A 16,830-nucleotide genomic window follows, 5' to 3' on the forward strand; every position below is an offset into this window, starting at 1 on the left:
GCGGCGGGCCCACGGAGCAGGACCGGAGCGAGGGCATGGCGAGCATTAGCGAGCCACCGAACGAAAGGGGCAAGAGCCCTTGGTTACTTGGGGCTCTTCCAAGTGACTCGCCGTAAGGGCGAAACCACGATCAGCCATCACCGAAATAATGGATATTCACCCAAGCGCTGATGCCCCCCAACGTCTTACCGAGCAGAAAACTTCAACACAGTACTCTGGGTATACGTCTTGCCCGGATCCAGTCGCGTAGACGGGAAGTTCGGCTGATTGGGCGCGTCCGGGTAATGCTGGGTTTCCAGAGTGAACGCGCTCCAGTGTGCGTAAGTCTTGCCGGCCTTGCCCTTGACCGAGCCATCAAGGAAGTTGCTGGTATAGAACTGCACGCCAGGCTCAGTGGTATAGAGCTGCAAACGACGCCCGGACTGCGGGTCGCTGACATCGGCAGCCAGTTTGCCGAGGTCCCCCTTGGCATCCAGCACCCAGTTGAAATCGAAGCCACCCTGTTTTGGCTCAGCGAATTTCAGCTGCGGATGATCCGCCTTGATGTGTTTGCCAATGGCGGTGGGTTGGGTGAAGTCCATCGGCGTACCGGTCACCGGAGCCAGCTCGCCGGTAGGAATCAACTTACCGTTGACCGGCGTGTAGTGACTGGCGTGCAAGGTTGCGACCTGTTGCAACACGTCGCCGTTACCCGCGCCGGCCAGGTTGAAGTAGCTGTGATTGGTCAGGTTCAGCACCGTCGGTTTGTCGGTGGAGGCCTTGTACTCAATGCGCAGCTCGTTGTTTTCGTTGAGGCTGTAGGTGACCTCGGTTGTCAGGTTGCCAGGAAAACCCATTTCGCCGTCCGCCGACAGGTATGTCAGCGTCACGCCCACTGAATCCTTGCCCTTCGCCGGTTTGGCTTTCCAGACATGTTTGTCAAAACCCTGCGGGCCGCCGTGCAGTGAATTCGAGCCGTCATTTTGCGGCACCTGAAAGCGCTTGCCATCGATTTCGAACGCACCGTTGGCCAGGCGATTACCGAAGCGCCCGATGGTCGCGCCGAAGTAGGCCTTGCCGCTCTGATAGCCCTGTACGTTGTCGAAGCCGAGCACCACGTCTTCGAGCTTGCCGTTTTTGTCCGGCACGGCAAGCGACTGCAGCGTCGCTCCGTAGGTGATCACGGTGGCCTGCATGCCGTGGCTGTTACGCAACACGTATTGTTCGACGGCTGTGCCGTCATTGGTTTTGCCGAAGGCTTTATGTTCGCTGGACAGACCATTGGCCTGGGCGGTGAGGGTGGCGATCATCAGGGACAGCCCAAGGGCGTAGTGCGGGTATCTGGAGTGAAGCATGGGTTACCTTCCTTTTTATTGTTTTTTAAAAGTAGTCATACTAAATGTCGATTATTAATTCGAAATGGAAGGATTTATAGCTGAATCGTGCGACGTTGCAATTAAAAAGTATGACTAATTAGTTGTCCCCTTCACTTTGTTGGGAAAGGGCGGACTGCAGGTTCTGCACTTTTTCGCAATCCACGGCTCTACCCTTGGTCAGCCTGCGGCGATCCCCTCCGCCGGCCCATGCCCAAGTTCAAGCACCCATGGCCCGAGTTTTACCCCTCACCGCTGTGCACATCCGCCGCCATTGCCTGCTGCTCGCCGTGCTGTCGATGCTCTTCACGACCGGTTGCAGTCAGCAGCAGGGCCGGGACATCGTCAGCCAGTTTCGTGAAGGCAGGCCCCAGGAATTCCTCCAGACCAGCGTCGACCGCATGGCCACCCTGGCGATGCGCGACAACCTCGACAGCCTTTACCTGCTGATGGGCAAGCTCTACCTGCGCAACCCGCAGGAGCTGAAGAAGTCCGGATTTCTCGACGCCCGCACCGCCGGCAAACAGGTGCGCCTGGCCATCGAACAGCAACAACCGCTGCCGACGCTGGGGGGCAAGAAGGATCTGGCAGCGCTGAATTACGCCATGAGCCCGGAGTTCCTCGGCGACCGGGTCGGCGCTTTCATCTACGCCATCGGCAGCATGCTGGTCACCGCTCACGGCAATCGGCTGGAGTTTTACATGACCGATGCGATCAACCCGGTCTTCGTCAGCAACGCTGCGCGCAACATCGAGAAAGCCACCTGGATCCTCAGCCAGCGGCAAAACAAAAACGGCGAGCCCTTGCTGTTTTCCAACGAGATCTCGGAGGAGGGCAGCAACCTGAGTTTTGCCGTGGAGTTCGGCAAGATCGTCGCGCGCCTGGACCTGTTGACCCAGATGCTGGACGAGCGCTACCGGCGGATCGGCCTGAACTACGCACAGAGCCTGTTGTTCCTCAATTTCCTCCCCGTCCAGTAAACCCCGACTTGTAGGAGCCGGCTTGCCGGCGATTGCGGTGTGTCAGTCAAATCAATGTTGCAGAAATTCCGCCATCGCCGGCAAGCCGGCTCCTACAAGGAATGCGCGTGCAGGAATAACGATAGACCGCATCGATATAAGTAGTTATAAGAAAAATCGCTATGCTGCGGGCCAGTTTTTTCATGCGTTTTTGTGGGCGTGTTAATGGATTTCGTTAACTTCGGTTTGGTTGTGGCAGGTTTGGTGGTGGGGTTCATTGTCGGCATGACCGGCGTGGGCGGCGGCTCGCTGATGACGCCGATCCTGCTTTGGTTCGGCATTAATCCGGCGACTGCGGTGGGTACGGACCTGCTGTACGCCGCGATTACCAAATCCAGTGGTGTGCTGGTACATCGCAAGAACAAGAACATTGACTGGGCCATTACCGGTTGGCTGACGCTCGGCAGCGTGCCGGCCGTGGCGCTGACGTTGTGGTTCCTGAGCAGTTTGCAAACGTCCCCCGACGCGATGAACGCCATCATCAAACAGGCGCTGGGCTTTGTCCTGTTTGCCACGGCACTGGCGATTTTCTTCAAGAAACGCCTGCTCGACTTCGCCCACAAACGCGCCGGTGGCACCTACAACCCAAGCGGCAAACGCTTGAATGGGCTGACCGTGATCACCGGCCTGATCCTCGGCACCATGGTCGCCCTGACCTCCATCGGCGCGGGCGCCCTGGGCACCGTGGCGCTGTTTATCCTGTATCCGCTGTTGCCTACCCGCCGCCTCGTCGGCACGGAAATCGCCCACGCCGTACCGCTGACCCTGGTCGCCGGTCTCGGCCATGCGAGCATGGGCAACATGGATTGGCATGTGCTGGGCTACTTGCTGGTCGGTTCGCTGCCGGGGATTTACCTGGGCAGCCACCTGACCGGCCGCATCTCGGATGAGGTGTTGCGCCCGTGCCTGGCGACGATGCTGGTGCTGATCGGCTACAAACTGGCGTTCTAGGTTCTGTACGACATCCCTTGAAATCTCACAGCAGGCTCTTGGGAGCCGAGATTCGGTAGCGTTCGCTATCATCGATGGAAAGGAATCTCTCACGGATCCATTGAGCCAAATCCTGTGGGGTCAAAGGGCGCGAGAAACAATAACCTTGCGCTATCTGGTATCCCTGGCCTCGAAGGATTTCAAGCTGCGCATCGGTTTCAACACCTTCGGCGACAATGTTCAATTGCAAGCTCTTGCAGATCCCGGCAATCGACTGCGCCAGTGTTCGGGCGCTTTCGCTTTTTTCGATATCGTCGATAAAACTCTTGTCCAGCTTGATGGTATCCACGGGCAGTCGCAGCAGGTAGCTCAGGCTGGAGTAACCGGTGCCAAAATCGTCAATGGATAAGCTGACGCCTAGTTGACGGACCTCGGTAATGACCGATATGACGTTGTCGGTGGCGTCCAGTATGAAGTCTTCCGTGACCTCCAGCGTCAAGCAGGAGGGTAAGAGCCCATGCTTTGTCAGCAGAGACTGGATGAGATCAATTATGGCTCTGTCGCGAAAGGCGACGGGGAAGATGTTTACCGACATACGAGGCACGGCAAGTCCCGAGTCGCGCCATTGAGCCATCTGCCGGCAGGCTTCGGTGAGTACCCATTGATTGAGCTTGGGCATCAATCCTGCCTCGCGCACCAAAGGGATGAATCGATTTGGAGGGATATTTCCAAGCTCCGGATGACACCAGCGGGCAAGTGCCTCGACACCAAAGAGTTGGTTGTCGTCGAGCGCTATCTGGGGCTGGTAATGCAGCGTCAGCTGATTGGACTCCAGGGCATTCTCGAGGGCCAGGCTCAGTGTCAGTTCGTCATTGGTTGAATCGTTGATCACTTGGTCGAACACTTCAATTGCCTGGCGGCCTGCGGACTTGGCTTTGTACATCGCCTGATCGGCATGCAAAAGCAACGAGTGAATGTCGTTACCGTGGTCTGGATAAATACCAATACCAATGCTGGCCGAGGGCGCAATTTTTACATCGGCCAACATCATGGGTTCCGATAGTTTGCCGAGCATTCTTTCTGAAAAGGCAATCGCCTGTTCAGCGCTGGAGGGGGACAGAATAATGACGAATTCATCTCCTGAAAGCCGGCTGACAAAGTCGTTGCCCCTCACAGAACCCTGAAGCCTCCTGGCTATTTCAGACAGAAGCAAATCCCCGGCGGCGTGCCCAAGTGAGTCATTGATTTGCTTGAACTTATTAATGTCGATGAACAACACGGCCATTGATGATTGCGAGCGCTGAGCATTGGCAATCATTGAGTTTGCTTTCATCATCAACAGTCGCCGATTGGGCAACATCGTCAGGCTGTCATAATAGGCCAGTCGTTCAATATCGTTGATAAAGCTGTCCCTCTCGAGGGCGAGTGCGCACAGCTTCAGGCTGGTTTCAAGCAGCCTGTGATGTTGGACCGCTGGGAGGTGATTTTCACGGTAGTAAAGGGTAAATGTGCCTAAACAACGTCCGTTGTTGGAGCGAATGGTGTTAACCCAGCCGGCCGTGAAACCGAACGATTGCGAGAGCTTGTGATCGATGCAATCGCCCTGGTCCGATGCAGGGTCAGTGAAGTTCAGCATCATGCTTTCTTTCACGTCCATTTTTTTCAGGATGGACCTTTCGGCAAGGCTTTCCAGTGACTGAATCAACCCGGCCGGCAGGTTGAATTCCGCCACCAGTGGAAGGCAGCCCTGCTCATCAAATTGCCTTATTGAAACGCCGATTTCAGGAGCGATACGACCTATCTCCAGGCAAATCAACTTCATGATGTCGGGAAGTGGTTCTTCGCGGGCCATGGCACTGAGGACCTTGAACTGCAACTCGTCGTTCATCTTGGCCTCGGTGATGTCAGTCACAATAGCCACGACGTCCTGCTGAACACCCTGTGGGTCGAGCACCGGATTGGCGACCACGCGTACCCATAATGGATTCTTTGATTTGTTGTAGACCAGTAATTCAGTGGTATGGCTTTGTCCTTTCTGGATACTGTTTCTGAAAGAAAGGACGGCTTCCTGATCCGTATGGCGGCCATAAAATACCTCGTCCGGTTTTTTCCCCACCAGGTCTGATATTTCATAACCCAGCATGCGCACAAAACCCTCATTTACATAAGTAATTATGCTGTCCGGGTTGGTGACGATAATTGCACTATCAGTTCGATTGACGGCAATTTTTAGAAGTCGACTCTTCTCTACTTTCTTTATGATGTACAACAGGAAGAATGTTGTTGCTAATACCATTAGAAGTATCATTGCAGCGGCGGCGATGTATATTTTAAATCGATCGCCCATGGACTGAAGAGAAGTCTGGCTGATGCTGTTTCCGTATTTGATGAAGTTTTTTTGTTCCAGAAGGAGTTGCTCTTGAATGTCCTGTACCGGCTGAGCGAGTGCCCATTGGACGTCGCCAGCGCCCGTGTACTTGACCAGTTGATTGAGCACCTCCACATAACGTGAATACACGTCTTTTAAAGCCTGGACTCGGATATGGTTTTCTTCATCAACCTTTGTGTGTGTGAGGAAGCGGTCAAACGATTTATTCGCCAGTGTCAATTCCGTGCGGGCGTGTTGCACCATTTCATGCGGAATTTTATTAAACAGTACGATGCGGGTGTTGGCTCGCGACAGGGAGAGGCGTGCCTCCATCAAGTGTTGAACAGTTTCTGCCACTGCGTCGACTTGATCGACAGCGACACTTGATAGGGTTCCAATGCTCGATTGGTTGCTGCTCACTAACCATAAGCTGAGGACTAAAGTTGCACACTGGAATACCAGCGCAGTCGTCAGGATCGTCCTCAAACCATAAGGCAGTGCAAGCTTGCGAAGCAAATAATCCTCCTCTGTCTCGGACAGATAGGGAAACGTTAGTAAAGGGAGCATCCAGGCAGAAAGTGCCTGGCTGGCAGTTCATGATTGTACGAAAGGAATTCAGTGTTCGGAGCTGTACCGGATGATGTCAGGAAAAGTCGCAACAAGGTGTCGCCGGGCTTTTCTTTTCAAGGGAGAGAGAGCCGCTTTTCCGAGGTTGCTGGCCAGGGGCCATTAAGGCGGGGAATTTTATAAGAAAGTAGTGTTGAATTGAAATGCTTAAACGTGACGACGAGGATAATTTTTGCTGTCTTTGTTGGCCGAATGGTCAGGAAAGTAAATAAAAGTGCTTGTGTGTTAGATGCTTATCCATATTTGTCTGACAACCGGCTATAAAGTTGCTGTTTTTTGCATTGCCTTAGATGAAGCGACTTTTGCGGCTGATACCTATCGTTAGATCGATGAGTATTCATTGCAATGATTATCATCAAGAGGCTGTTTACGGTGTTTCGCAGCCTTTAAGGATAAAGCGCGGTGTAAGAAAAAAGGGCAGACGAGATGCGGCTCGTCCACCCTCGAAAACGAGAAAAAAAGAGGAACCGACCCATGGCCGGATCCCAAGAAGAAGTTCGTGGTGATGGCTGGATTAACTGTCCTGACGCACCAGACGCGGACCTTTGCGCGTCACTTGCTGACCTGGTTCGAAGCGGGCATTGGGCGAGCGAACAGTGCTGATTTCGCCCTGGGCGTCCTTCACTTCATAAGCGGTTTCCGTGAGACCGGCCGCTTCCTGAGCTGCGCTGCCGGCAAAGAATCCGACGCCGGCACCGATCAGCGCTCCAATCGGGCCACCCACGGCGCCGACCATCAATCCGGTCACGGCACCGGCACCCTTGCCGGCGGTGGTATCAGGCACCTCACGGACGACTTGATCGGCCATGCACACGGGTGAGAGCAACAGGCAAAGCGTAAAGCTGAGGGGCATGGATCGAGACATGATGATTTCCTGCTTTGGAGGCATTTCCAAAACCAATTCATGAATCGTGCCATTTTATTTGTTGTTATATATCAACAAGATAGGATTGCGTGTTGTCATATATACAACGGCTGGAAAGAGTCAATATGACTTGATGAGTAGTCATAAAGACTCCATTTGGGTTCGGCGATCCTTGCTCTGTTACGCCTGTGAAACCATAAAATCCTGTGCAGGCTGCACGTGTGCGGTCACCAAGGGTGCTTCTGCACTGGCATCGCGTTTCAGCCACTCGGCTGGAGGACAACCAATGACGTTCAGAAAGCTTTTCGAAAAAGACGCCTGCGAGCTGTAACCGACCGACTCGGCGATCACCTTGATCTGAACACCATCACGAAGCATGTCCTGAGCCACCTTCATCCTCCATGCGGTGACGTACCCCATAGGCGACTGCCCCATTATCTGAGCGAAGCAGGCAGAAAATTTCGACCTGGACATGTTCGCCAGGCTCGCCAGTTTCTCGACGGTCCAAAGCTCATCCGGCACTGAATGGATGCTGTTGAACACCGCACCGAGGCGCCCATCCTGCAGGGCATAGAGCAATCCACTGGATATCAGTCCGTCTGCAACGGCGCGTCGCACGATCAGGACAAAAATGTATTCCAGCAGCAGATTCAGCGCTTTGGTCCTTCCAGCTCCCTGATCCCGAAACTCGGCGAGTAACGCGCCAATAACCGGGCCGAGATTCTCCAGCTCTCTGAATGGGAAGATCAGGGTTTCTTTGAGCCCGAGAGGGAAGGGGTGTTGTGTGTTTCGCCCAAATTGAAATGAGGCGCAAATCAGTTCTGCCCCCTCGATCGTATTGGAGCGCAGTTGATACCGGCAACTGCTCGGACAGAACAGCACGCTGGGCTCGGCAATGGAAATCTTTGGTAAGCCAGGCTGAACCATGTCGATACCGCCCTGACTGATGACGTGGATGAACGCCATGCCTGGCGGCTTATCGAGGACAAGAGTGCCATCGACCCGACCAGAGAAGAAAAGCCTGCCCTGAAGGTTCGTGCGTTCGAAGAATTCGGACAGGATATCCATGATAGCGACGACCAGATAAAGACTCTGTACGTGCTGACAAAGTCGGATCAGAAGGTGGGGATAGGATGAAGTTCTCGCCGATGGTAAGCAACGGCCCGCAGGGGCGCCATGGCATAGAGCAACTTTGTTACCCACGATCGGAGTCTATTGGCATGAGCAACGACACAACACGCCTCGCACATTATGCAGATCCAGCCAGCCCTGCGCTGCCAGATCCAGGGATGAAAATTGACCTCTCCCGCACTGCTCTGGTCGTCATCGACCCCCAAATAGATTTCCTCAGCCCTGAGGGTGTGAGTTGGGATGTGTTTGGCAAGAGCATCGTCGAGCACGATGTGGTCAATCACCTCGGTCAGTTGTTCGCTGCCGCCAAAGGTGCGGGCATCACGGTCGCTGTCTCCCCGCACTACTACTATCCGTGCGACCACGAGTGGAAATTCGGCGGGCCGCTGGAAAAGGTCATGCACACCATCTGCATGTTCGATCGCAAGGGCCCGCTGACCCTCGACGGTTTCGAGAACTCCGGTGCGGACTTCATGCCCGAGTTCAAGCCGTACATTCTCGACGGCAAAACCATCATCGCTTCGCCACACAAGGTCTACGGCCCGGAAACCAATGACTTGGCGCTGCAACTGCGCAAGCACGGTGTATCGCAAATTATTCTGGCGGGTATGGCGGCCAACCTTTGCGTCGAGTCGCACCTGCGTGAATTGCTGGAGCAAGGTTTCGAGGTGGCCGTGGTGCGTGACGCTACCGCCGGCCCGACCACCCCGGAAGGGGACGGTTACCTGGCCGCGCTGATCAACTTCCGTTACATCGCCAACGCTCTGTTGACGACTGCGCAGACTGTTGAATTGCTCCAAGCCAAGTAAGGTCCATGCAAGCCGGCTGCTCGCAACTTGCGACGCAGCCGTCTGGGAGTACCGGAAATGCCCAAGCTCCATCGGCGATTTCGCCAGCGAACTTCTGCGGTGATCCAGTCCGCAATCACCTGCGCTATTGCTACGGCCATAGCCAGTCCTTCAAGCCTTTCGGCCAGCCAGTTACTGTCGTATGGATTAAAAGCCTGGCTGGTTGCCTGGATGACCATTGTGCCATTCGTGTTACTTGCGACGCCGCTGATAAGGCGGCTAACGTCCTTTGTGGTGCAAGAAGATCCTTAAGATGCCCGGCAGCATTGTTTGTCATTCCCGGGTGAAAATCTCCAGCAGATGCCCGTCCGGGTCATCGAAATACACGCGCCTGCCACCGCCATAATCGTTGATCTGTTGCGGTTGCTGTTTGCAGGGATCAGCCCACCACGTTTGCTGCCTGGCTTGCAGGCGAGCGAACGCCGCATCGAAATCGTCGTCGCTGACCAGAAACGCATAATGCTGAGAGGCAATCGGCGGGTCATTGTTGTAGTAGTCCAGCGACACGCCGTTTTCGAGTTTCACGATCAACATCGGCCCGAAGGGTTCGGGGGCGGGCAAGCCGAGAATCTCGACCAGAAACGACGCGGATATCTGTTTGTTTCGGCACCAGACGATGGTGTGATTCAGCTGAGCGCTCATGGCGGGATCCTCACGGCGGTTCAGGTGTATATCGAGTCTTGAGATTAGCTCAGCCTGTTGCGCAATGACCGCCCTGACCTAAGCTTGGGTCAAGGCGAAACACAATTGCGGTGCGACCCCCGGAACGAACGCCGCGATGCGCAATCATTAGAGCGTGGATATCAAAAGGAGATGCGCATGCTCATCAGGTCATTGACCCTGACAACCCTGCTGGCTTTCGCCGGCCCCTTGCTCGCCGCCGATGGCGACTCACCGCTGGACATGGACAAGGGCAGGTCCCGGCCGCTGATTGTCATTGCGCCGAGCACGGTCGACCCGGCGTGGGTCAGCCTGAAAAAGTCACTGGATGAGCCGGCCAATCGCAAGGAATTCACCGACCGGAACATGGTCCTGTACACCGTGCTCAACCTGATGGGCCAGCGCGAAGGCAAAGACCTCGGGCCACAAGACACGGCAGCCTTGATCCGTTCGCTCAAGTTGGGGGCAGGGGCCAAGACCAAGGTGATTCTGGTCGGCAAGGACGGCGAAAAGAAACTCGAGCAATCGGACGCGGTTGATCTGAAGACGATTTTCAGTACGGTCGACCAGTTGCCGTCCACCGAGAAAGAAGCCACGGTGCCCACCCCGCCGCCCGTCACAGAGGCCGCACCGCCTAACGGCACCAAGGGAACGAAACCGGGCAAACCGGCGAAGCCGGCCAAGCCACCGGAAATGCCTGACGATTGAATGCGTAGATGATCACGCGCTAACAAAAATGGGCGACCTCAACAGGTCGCCCATTTTTTTGCCCGCGCCGACCCTTGTAGGAGCAAGCTTGCTCGCGATGAGGGCGTAACATTCGAAATCCCTTTCGCCTGACACACCGCAATCGCGAGCAGGCTCGCTCCTACAGGGGGTTGGTTCGTAGGTTATTGAGTCAATGTGCTCAACACTGCATGGGCGATTTTGACTCGCTCCGGGTTCGGGTAGTTTTTGTTGGCCAGGATCACGATGCCGATGTCTTTCGAGGGCACGTACGCCACATACGCGCCGAAGCCACCGGTGGAGCCGGTCTTGTTGATCAGCACGTTGTCCGGTTGAGCTTGCGGCGGGTTCAGCCACTGGACTTTGTGCGCCTCCATCGTCATTTGCGACGAGTTGCCTGCGAGCAATTTATCGAGGGTGATCGGGTAGTGGTAAAACTCCCAGCCCAGCCCCTGGGTCATGTCGCCGACGGTGTAGTAACCGGCATGCGTCGTGGCGATGGCTTGCTGCATCGGCGCTTCAAGGCCAGACGGTTTGATGTTCGCCTCGACGTAGCGAAGCAGGTCCGAGGCGCTGGTTTTTACGCCATACGCTTCTGAGTCCAGCGCGCCCGGCTCGACTCGCACCGGTTTGTCTTCCTTGTTGTAACCCTGAGCGTAAAGCGCCATCTGATCCTGCGGCACCTTGAGGAAGGTGTGCTTCAAGCCGAGCTTGGGCAGCACGGTCTTTTCCATCAGCTCGTCAAACGGCTGGCCCATGCTGTTGGCCGCCAGATACCCGAACAACCCCAGGCTCGGGTTCGAATACAGCCGATGGCTGCCGGCGGTGTAAGCCGGTTTCCACTGTTTGAAATAGCCGAGCATCTTGTCGGCTGCATCGGCATTGTCGGGGAATTGCAGCGGCAGGCCGCCGGCGGTGTAGGTGCCCAGTTGCAGCACGCTGACGTGATCGAACGCGCTGTCGCGCAATGCCGGCAGGACATGGCTGGCCTTGTCCGACAGGGACAGTTTGCCGCTGGCCTGGGCGTAGGCGGAGAGGGTGGCGGTGAAGGTTTTGCTCACCGAACCGATCTCGAACAGGGTGCTTTCGGTGACAGGCGTGCCGGTTTCCTTCGAGGCCACGCCGTAGTTAAAGTAATGCTGCTTGCCATCTACGGTGATCGCGACGGCCATGCCGGGAATGTTCTGTTGCTGCATGACCGGGGCAACCGCGGCATTCACCGCCGCTTCGATCTGCGCGTCAGTCTGATTCCCGGCAATGCAGTAACCTGCACTGAGGAGCAGTCCGAAAGCGCTGCAGGATAAGACCTTGCCGAATGTTGAGTTGTGCATGATTGAGCTGCTGTCCATGAGATTTGATGATTAAACCCGCTACACTCCGAGCGGTTTATGAATCGGGCCGTCGCCGGGCGTGCCAAATCTATTCAGTATGCCGTGCTTCGACAAACGACAATATCTCGGCTTAGCCATTAGAAAAATTTGGGAGTTGGCATGATCCGCCCGCAATTACCGCTCAACGCACTGCGCGCCTTCGAGGCCTCGGCGCGTCATCTGAGTTTTACACGGGCGGCGGTGGAGTTGTGCGTCACGCAAGCCGCGGTGAGTCATCAGGTCAAAAGCCTGGAAGCCCAACTCAACGTCACCCTGTTCAAACGCCTGCCACGCGGGCTGATGCTGACCAGTGAAGGGGAGACCTTGTTGCCGGTGTTGCGCGAGTCCTTCGATCGAATCGCCGAAACCCTGGAGCGTTTCGAAGGCGGGCATTTTCGTGAGGTGTTGACGGTGGGCGCAGTGGGGACGTTTGCGGTCGGTTGGCTGTTGCCGAGACTGGCGGACTTTCAGGCGAAACATCCGTTCATAGATTTGCGCCTGTCGACCCACAACAATCGAGTGGACGTTGCGGCTGAAGGGCTGGATTACGCGATTCGCTTTGGCGCGGGAGCGTGGCACGGGATTGAGGCGGTCAGGTTGATCGAGGCGCCGTTGTCGGTGTTGTGCGTGCCCGAGATTGCCCGGCAACTGCACACGCCGGACGATCTGTTGCAGCAAACGCTGTTGCGCTCCTATCGCACGGATGAGTGGCCTGAGTGGTTTCAGGCTACCGGCCTGCCTGCCCATGTCGCGCCGCCTCGCAGCATCGTCTTTGATTCTTCGCTGGCGATGATGGAGGCGGCACTGCAAGGTGCGGGTGTGGCCTTGGCGCCGCCGTTGATGTTCGCCCGGCAACTGGCGGCGGGAGTCATCGAGCAACCGTTCGCCATCGGCATCACCACCGGCAGCTACTGGCTGACCCGCTTGCAGTCACGGCCCGAAACGTCGGCGATGGCGGCGTTCAAGGGGTGGTTGTTACAGGCCGCGCAGATGAACGATTGAACACCGCAACCCCTGTAGGAGCAGAGCTTGCTCGCGAAGGCGGTCTCTCAGTCACGTCGATGCAAGATCTGCCGCCGCCTTCGCGAGCAAGCTCTGCTCCTACAAGGGTTGCGGTGTTCTCCAGGGTTTTAACGCACCAGGCTTGGCCGCTTGTTATCGAATTTCCAACCCGGAATCAGAAACTGCATCGCCACGCTGTCATCCCGCGCGCCCAGCCCCATGCCTTTGTACAGCTCATGGGCCTTGGCCAGTTGATCCATGTCCAGCTCAACCCCGAGCCCCGGTTTCTTCGGCACTTGCACGCAACCGTCGACGATCTGCAGCGGCGCTTTGGTCAGGCGCTGGCCGTCCTGCCAGATCCAGTGGGTGTCGATGGCGGTGATTTCACCCGGTGCAGCGGCTGCGACGTGGGTGAACATCGCCAGGGAAATATCGAAGTGGTTGTTGGAGTGCGAGCCCCAGGTCAGGCCCCATTCGTGGCACATCTGCGCCACGCGAACCGAACCCTGCATCGTCCAGAAATGCGGGTCGGCCAGCGGGATGTCCACCGATTGCAACTGGATCGCGTGGCCCATTTCCCGCCAGTCGGTGGCGATCATGTTGGTCGCGGTTTTCAGGCCGGTGGCACGGCGGAATTCGGCCATGACTTCCCGGCCTGAATAACCGTTTTCTGCACCGCACGGGTCTTCGGCATAAGCGAGGACGTGATGCTGATCGCGGCACAAGCGGATCGCTTCTTTCAGCGACCAGGCGCCATTCGGATCAAGGGTGATGCGTGCGTCGGGAAAACGTTCGGCCAGCGCGGTGACCGCTTCGATTTCTTCGTCGCCACTGAGCACGCCGCCCTTGAGCTTGAAGTCCTTGAACCCGTAACGGGCGTGGGCGGCTTCCGCCAGGCGCACCACGGAATCGGCGGTCATGGCTTTCTCGTGGCGTACGCGGAACCAGTCGTTGTCGGCGTCCGGTTCGCTGCGGTAAGCCAGATCGGTAGCGTTGCGATCACCGACATAAAACAGATAACCGAGCATCTTCACTTCGTCGCGTTGCTGGCCTTCGCCGAGCAGTGCTGCGACGGGCACGTCCAGGTGTTGGCCGAGCAAATCGAGCAGCGCCGCTTCCAGGCCAGTCACCGCGTGAATGGTGATGCGCAGGTCGAACGTCTGCAAGCCGCGGCCACCGGCATCGCGGTCGGCGAAGGTCTGGCGCACCTGGTTGAGAATTCTCTGATAGGTGCCGATCGGGCTGCCGACCACCAGGCTGCGCGCATCTTCCAGAGTCTGGCGAATGCGCTCGCCGCCCGGCACTTCGCCGACGCCGGTGTGCCCGGCGTTGTCCTTGAGGATCACGATGTTGCGGGTGAAAAACGGGCCATGGGCGCCGCTCAGGTTGAGCAGCATGCCATCGTGACCGGCCACCGGAACCACTTGCATGCTGGTGATGATCGGGGCTTTTGCGGTGTCTTGTTGGTTCATGTTCTTGTCCTTAAATAGCAGCGATCAGGCGTGGTTGGGCGTTGGTTTGCCCAGCGCAACGGCCGGTGCGGTTTTCGGTGTGTTGCGTGCAGCGAAGACGATGATCGCGGCGATGATCGAGGTCGCGGCGAGGCCGTACAGCCCGCCTTGAATCGAGCCGGTGTGTTGTTCCAGCAGGCCGAAAGTGGTCGGCGCGACGAAGCCGCCGAGGTTGCCCACCGAGTTGATCAGCGCGATCACACCCGCGGCGATCCGTGCATCCAGGTACGCCTGGGGAATTGGCCAGAACAGTGAAGAAGCCGATTTGAACCCCAGTGCCGCGAAGCAGATCGCCACGAAAGCGAAGACCGGCCCGCCGGTGGTGGACATGAACATCCCCGCCGCAGCGATCAGCAGGGCAGCGGCGACCCAGGCTTGCTGGTGTTTCCATTTCGTCGAGAGCGATGCGAAGGCGTACATGCCGACAATCGACAGCAACCACGGGATCGAGTTGAACAGCCCGACCTGAACGTCGCTGAGGTCGCCCATCTTCTTGATGATGCTCGGCAGCCAGAAGGTCGCGGCATAAATGGTCAGCTGGATGAAGAAGTAGATCAGGCAGAACAGGATGATCTGGCGATCCTTGAGCAGCGTGCCCAGCGACGGTTTGATCGGCGTCGCGGCTTCGCGGGCCAGTTGCTCGTCATCGATGGCTTTGACCAGCGCGTCTTGCTCATCGCGGCTCAGCCATTTGGCGTCGTGGGGTTTGGAGTCGAGCCAGAACCAGACGAATACGCACAGCCCGACGGAGAACATGCCTTCAATGAAATACATCCATTGCCAGCCGTGCATGCCGAACCCGCTGATTTGCAGGAGCAGGCCGGACAACGGGCCGGAGATCAGCGAGGCAATGGCCGAGCCGCTGAGGAAGATCGCGATGGCCTTGCCGCGTTCTACTCCGGGCAGCCAGCGCGTGAAGTAATAAATCACCCCGGGGAAGAAGCCGGCCTCAGCCACGCCCAGCAGGAATCGCAGGATGTAGAAGTGGGTTTCGTTCTGGATGAACGCCATGCAGGCGGCCACCAGGCCCCAGGTCAGCATGATGCGGGTCAGCCAGATTCGTGCGCCGACTTTTTGCAGGAGGATGTTGGAGGGGACTTCGAACAGCGCGTAGCCGATGAAGAACAGGCCGGCACCGAGGCCGTAGGCGGCAGCGCCAATGCCCAGGTCATGTTCCATGTGGGCTCGGACGAAGCCGATGTTCACGCGGTCGATGTAGTTGACGATGAACATGATGACGAACAGCGGCAGAACGTGGCGTTTCACTTTCGAGATGGCGGACTTCAGGACCGAATCGGCACCGTCGTGCATCCCGGATACGGATGTATTCACTTGGTTTTCTCCCACTGATTATTTTTATGCGGGGTGTTGCAGGTGTGGCGTTGTTGCTAGACATCATACAACTACATTTTTTTATCCTGCAAGAGGTAATGCTCAACAAAATAGTATGGTTAAGGTCATTTTTTATTCGGTTTAGGGGCGCTTGTATGCTTTGTTTTTGTCTTGGATGTCTATTTTGTTGAGTGTTGTCATACAAGTTGGAGGCGGTTTTCTTGAGAAACCGTTCGACCGCAGTGCTACGATCCGCTTAGCCCTGCTTTCGGATGATTGCCATGCAAGATGACCTCGACGCGCCTGCCCGCAAGCGCACTCACAACCTGGCCCATGACCTGGTCGCGAAACTGACCCAGAGCATCCTGCTCGGCCAGATGCTGCCGGGGGACAAGCTGCCGTCGGAGAACAGCATCGTTCAGGAGCACGGGGTCAGTCGCACCGTGGTGCGCGAGGCGATCTCGAAGTTGCAGGCGTCGGGGCTGGTGGAAACCCGGCACGGCATCGGCACGTTTGTTATCGAGCGCGCACCGGAGCAGGGGCTACGACTGAATGTCGATACCGCGCTGGGCGTGCGCAGCATTCTTGAATTGCGCCTGGGCCTCGAAACCCAGGCCGCTGCGCTGGCGGCGATTCGGCGCACGGACCCGCAATTGGCACAGATGCGCGAAGCGCTGGACGATTATCAAAGCCTGCTCGCCAACAACGACAGCTGCGTCGAAGCCGACAGGCGTTTCCATCTGCTGATCGCCGAGGCCACCGGCAACGTCTGCTTCACGGAAATCATGCAGCACCTGGGCAGCGCGATGATCCCCCGCACCCGCGTCAATGCGGCTGAACGTGGCGCGGCGGATTTGAGCAAGCTGGGGCAGTTGGCCAATCTGGAACACGAGGCGATTCTCAACGCGATCAAGCGTCAGGATGCGGACGCGGCGCGGGCGGCAATGTGGCTGCACCTGACCAACAGCCGGGACCGGTTTCTGGCGGATCGCGATTAACCGCCTTCGCGGGATCCGGCTGGCGCAGAGCCGAACCGCGATCCCCTGTAGGAGCCGGCTTGCCGGCGAAGGCGCCAGCCCCATCACCACA

General features: G+C 57.0%; 15 protein-coding genes. 7 read left to right on the forward strand and 8 right to left on the reverse strand.

All coding sequences use genetic code 11. The features are described 5' to 3' along the window. Positions 1 to 185: 185 nt before the first annotated feature. On the reverse strand, positions 186 to 1,334 hold the full coding sequence (locus tag IB245_RS26465; protein WP_008044105.1) for an aldose epimerase family protein: 1,149 nt from the start codon (positions 1,332 to 1,334) through the stop codon (positions 186 to 188). A 248-nt stretch (positions 1,335 to 1,582) separates the two neighbouring features. On the opposite strand from IB245_RS26465, the gene IB245_RS26470 reads away from it, so the two are divergent. Continuing rightward, the gene (locus tag IB245_RS26470; protein WP_008044104.1) at positions 1,583 to 2,332 is read left to right on the forward strand and encodes a hypothetical protein; all 750 of its coding nucleotides are present in this window, start codon (positions 1,583 to 1,585) and stop codon (positions 2,330 to 2,332) included. Positions 2,333 to 2,536: 204 nt separating this feature from the next. Continuing rightward, positions 2,537 to 3,322, forward strand: coding sequence for a sulfite exporter TauE/SafE family protein (locus IB245_RS26475; RefSeq protein WP_008033636.1), 786 nt, complete (start codon positions 2,537 to 2,539; stop codon positions 3,320 to 3,322). A 25-nt stretch (positions 3,323 to 3,347) separates the two neighbouring features. Here IB245_RS26475 and IB245_RS26480 read toward each other — a convergent pair whose 3' ends face one another. The 3 genes from IB245_RS26480 to IB245_RS26490 all read right to left on the reverse strand — a co-directional run bounded on the left by IB245_RS26480 (position 3,348) and on the right by IB245_RS26490 (position 8,229). Beyond that, positions 3,348 to 6,185, reverse strand: coding sequence for an EAL domain-containing protein (locus IB245_RS26480; RefSeq protein ID WP_225610005.1), 2,838 nt, complete (start codon positions 6,183 to 6,185; stop codon positions 3,348 to 3,350). Between the two features lie 625 nt (positions 6,186 to 6,810). Continuing rightward, on the reverse strand, positions 6,811 to 7,161 hold the full coding sequence (locus tag IB245_RS26485; protein WP_192229159.1) for a hypothetical protein: 351 nt from the start codon (positions 7,159 to 7,161) through the stop codon (positions 6,811 to 6,813). Positions 7,162 to 7,341: 180 nt separating this feature from the next. Next, the gene (locus IB245_RS26490) at positions 7,342 to 8,229 is read right to left on the reverse strand and encodes a helix-turn-helix transcriptional regulator (RefSeq protein ID WP_192229160.1); all 888 of its coding nucleotides are present in this window, start codon (positions 8,227 to 8,229) and stop codon (positions 7,342 to 7,344) included. Between the two features lie 152 nt (positions 8,230 to 8,381). On the opposite strand from IB245_RS26490, the gene IB245_RS26495 reads away from it, so the two are divergent. Continuing rightward, a complete protein-coding gene (locus tag IB245_RS26495; protein ID WP_192229161.1) occupies positions 8,382 to 9,101 on the forward strand; it encodes a cysteine hydrolase in 720 nt (239 codons plus the stop codon). 57 nt (positions 9,102 to 9,158) lie between these two features. Next, positions 9,159 to 9,392 carry a DUF2798 domain-containing protein gene (locus IB245_RS29490; RefSeq protein ID WP_081500232.1) on the forward strand — a complete coding sequence of 78 codons (234 nt, stop codon included), beginning with the start codon at positions 9,159 to 9,161 and terminating at the stop codon, positions 9,390 to 9,392. 21 nt (positions 9,393 to 9,413) lie between these two features. Here the strand turns inward: IB245_RS29490 and IB245_RS26505 are convergent, their stop codons facing one another. Further along, positions 9,414 to 9,782: a VOC family protein gene (locus IB245_RS26505; RefSeq protein WP_192229162.1), complete on the reverse strand. Its 369-nt coding sequence runs from the start codon at positions 9,780 to 9,782 to the stop codon at positions 9,414 to 9,416. A 177-nt stretch (positions 9,783 to 9,959) separates the two neighbouring features. Between IB245_RS26505 and IB245_RS26510 the strand changes: the two genes are divergently transcribed. Then, the gene (locus IB245_RS26510) at positions 9,960 to 10,508 is read left to right on the forward strand and encodes a DUF4174 domain-containing protein (protein ID WP_192229163.1); all 549 of its coding nucleotides are present in this window, start codon (positions 9,960 to 9,962) and stop codon (positions 10,506 to 10,508) included. A gap of 182 nt (positions 10,509 to 10,690) precedes the next feature. Here IB245_RS26510 and ampC read toward each other — a convergent pair whose 3' ends face one another. Then, complete coding sequence (gene ampC / locus IB245_RS26515; RefSeq protein ID WP_225610006.1) at positions 10,691 to 11,857, reverse strand: class C beta-lactamase; 1,167 nt, start codon at positions 11,855 to 11,857, stop codon at positions 10,691 to 10,693. Between the two features lie 159 nt (positions 11,858 to 12,016). Here ampC and IB245_RS26520 point away from each other — a divergent pair, with 159 nt between their 5' ends. Beyond that, a complete protein-coding gene (locus IB245_RS26520) occupies positions 12,017 to 12,898 on the forward strand; it encodes a LysR family transcriptional regulator (RefSeq protein WP_192229165.1) in 882 nt (293 codons plus the stop codon). A gap of 128 nt (positions 12,899 to 13,026) precedes the next feature. Here the strand turns inward: IB245_RS26520 and gudD are convergent, their stop codons facing one another. Continuing rightward, positions 13,027 to 14,370: a glucarate dehydratase gene (gudD, locus tag IB245_RS26525; protein ID WP_192229166.1), complete on the reverse strand. Its 1,344-nt coding sequence runs from the start codon at positions 14,368 to 14,370 to the stop codon at positions 13,027 to 13,029. A gap of 24 nt (positions 14,371 to 14,394) precedes the next feature. Beyond that, complete coding sequence (locus IB245_RS26530) at positions 14,395 to 15,741, reverse strand: MFS transporter (protein WP_192229167.1); 1,347 nt, start codon at positions 15,739 to 15,741, stop codon at positions 14,395 to 14,397. Positions 15,742 to 16,022: 281 nt separating this feature from the next. Between IB245_RS26530 and IB245_RS26535 the strand changes: the two genes are divergently transcribed. Next, positions 16,023 to 16,739 carry a FadR/GntR family transcriptional regulator gene (locus IB245_RS26535; RefSeq protein ID WP_008033665.1) on the forward strand — a complete coding sequence of 239 codons (717 nt, stop codon included), beginning with the start codon at positions 16,023 to 16,025 and terminating at the stop codon, positions 16,737 to 16,739. Positions 16,740 to 16,830 lie beyond the last annotated feature (91 nt).

Source organism: Pseudomonas sp. PDM02 (assembly GCF_014852285.1).
Lineage (GTDB): Bacteria > Pseudomonadota > Gammaproteobacteria > Pseudomonadales > Pseudomonadaceae > Aquipseudomonas > Aquipseudomonas migulae.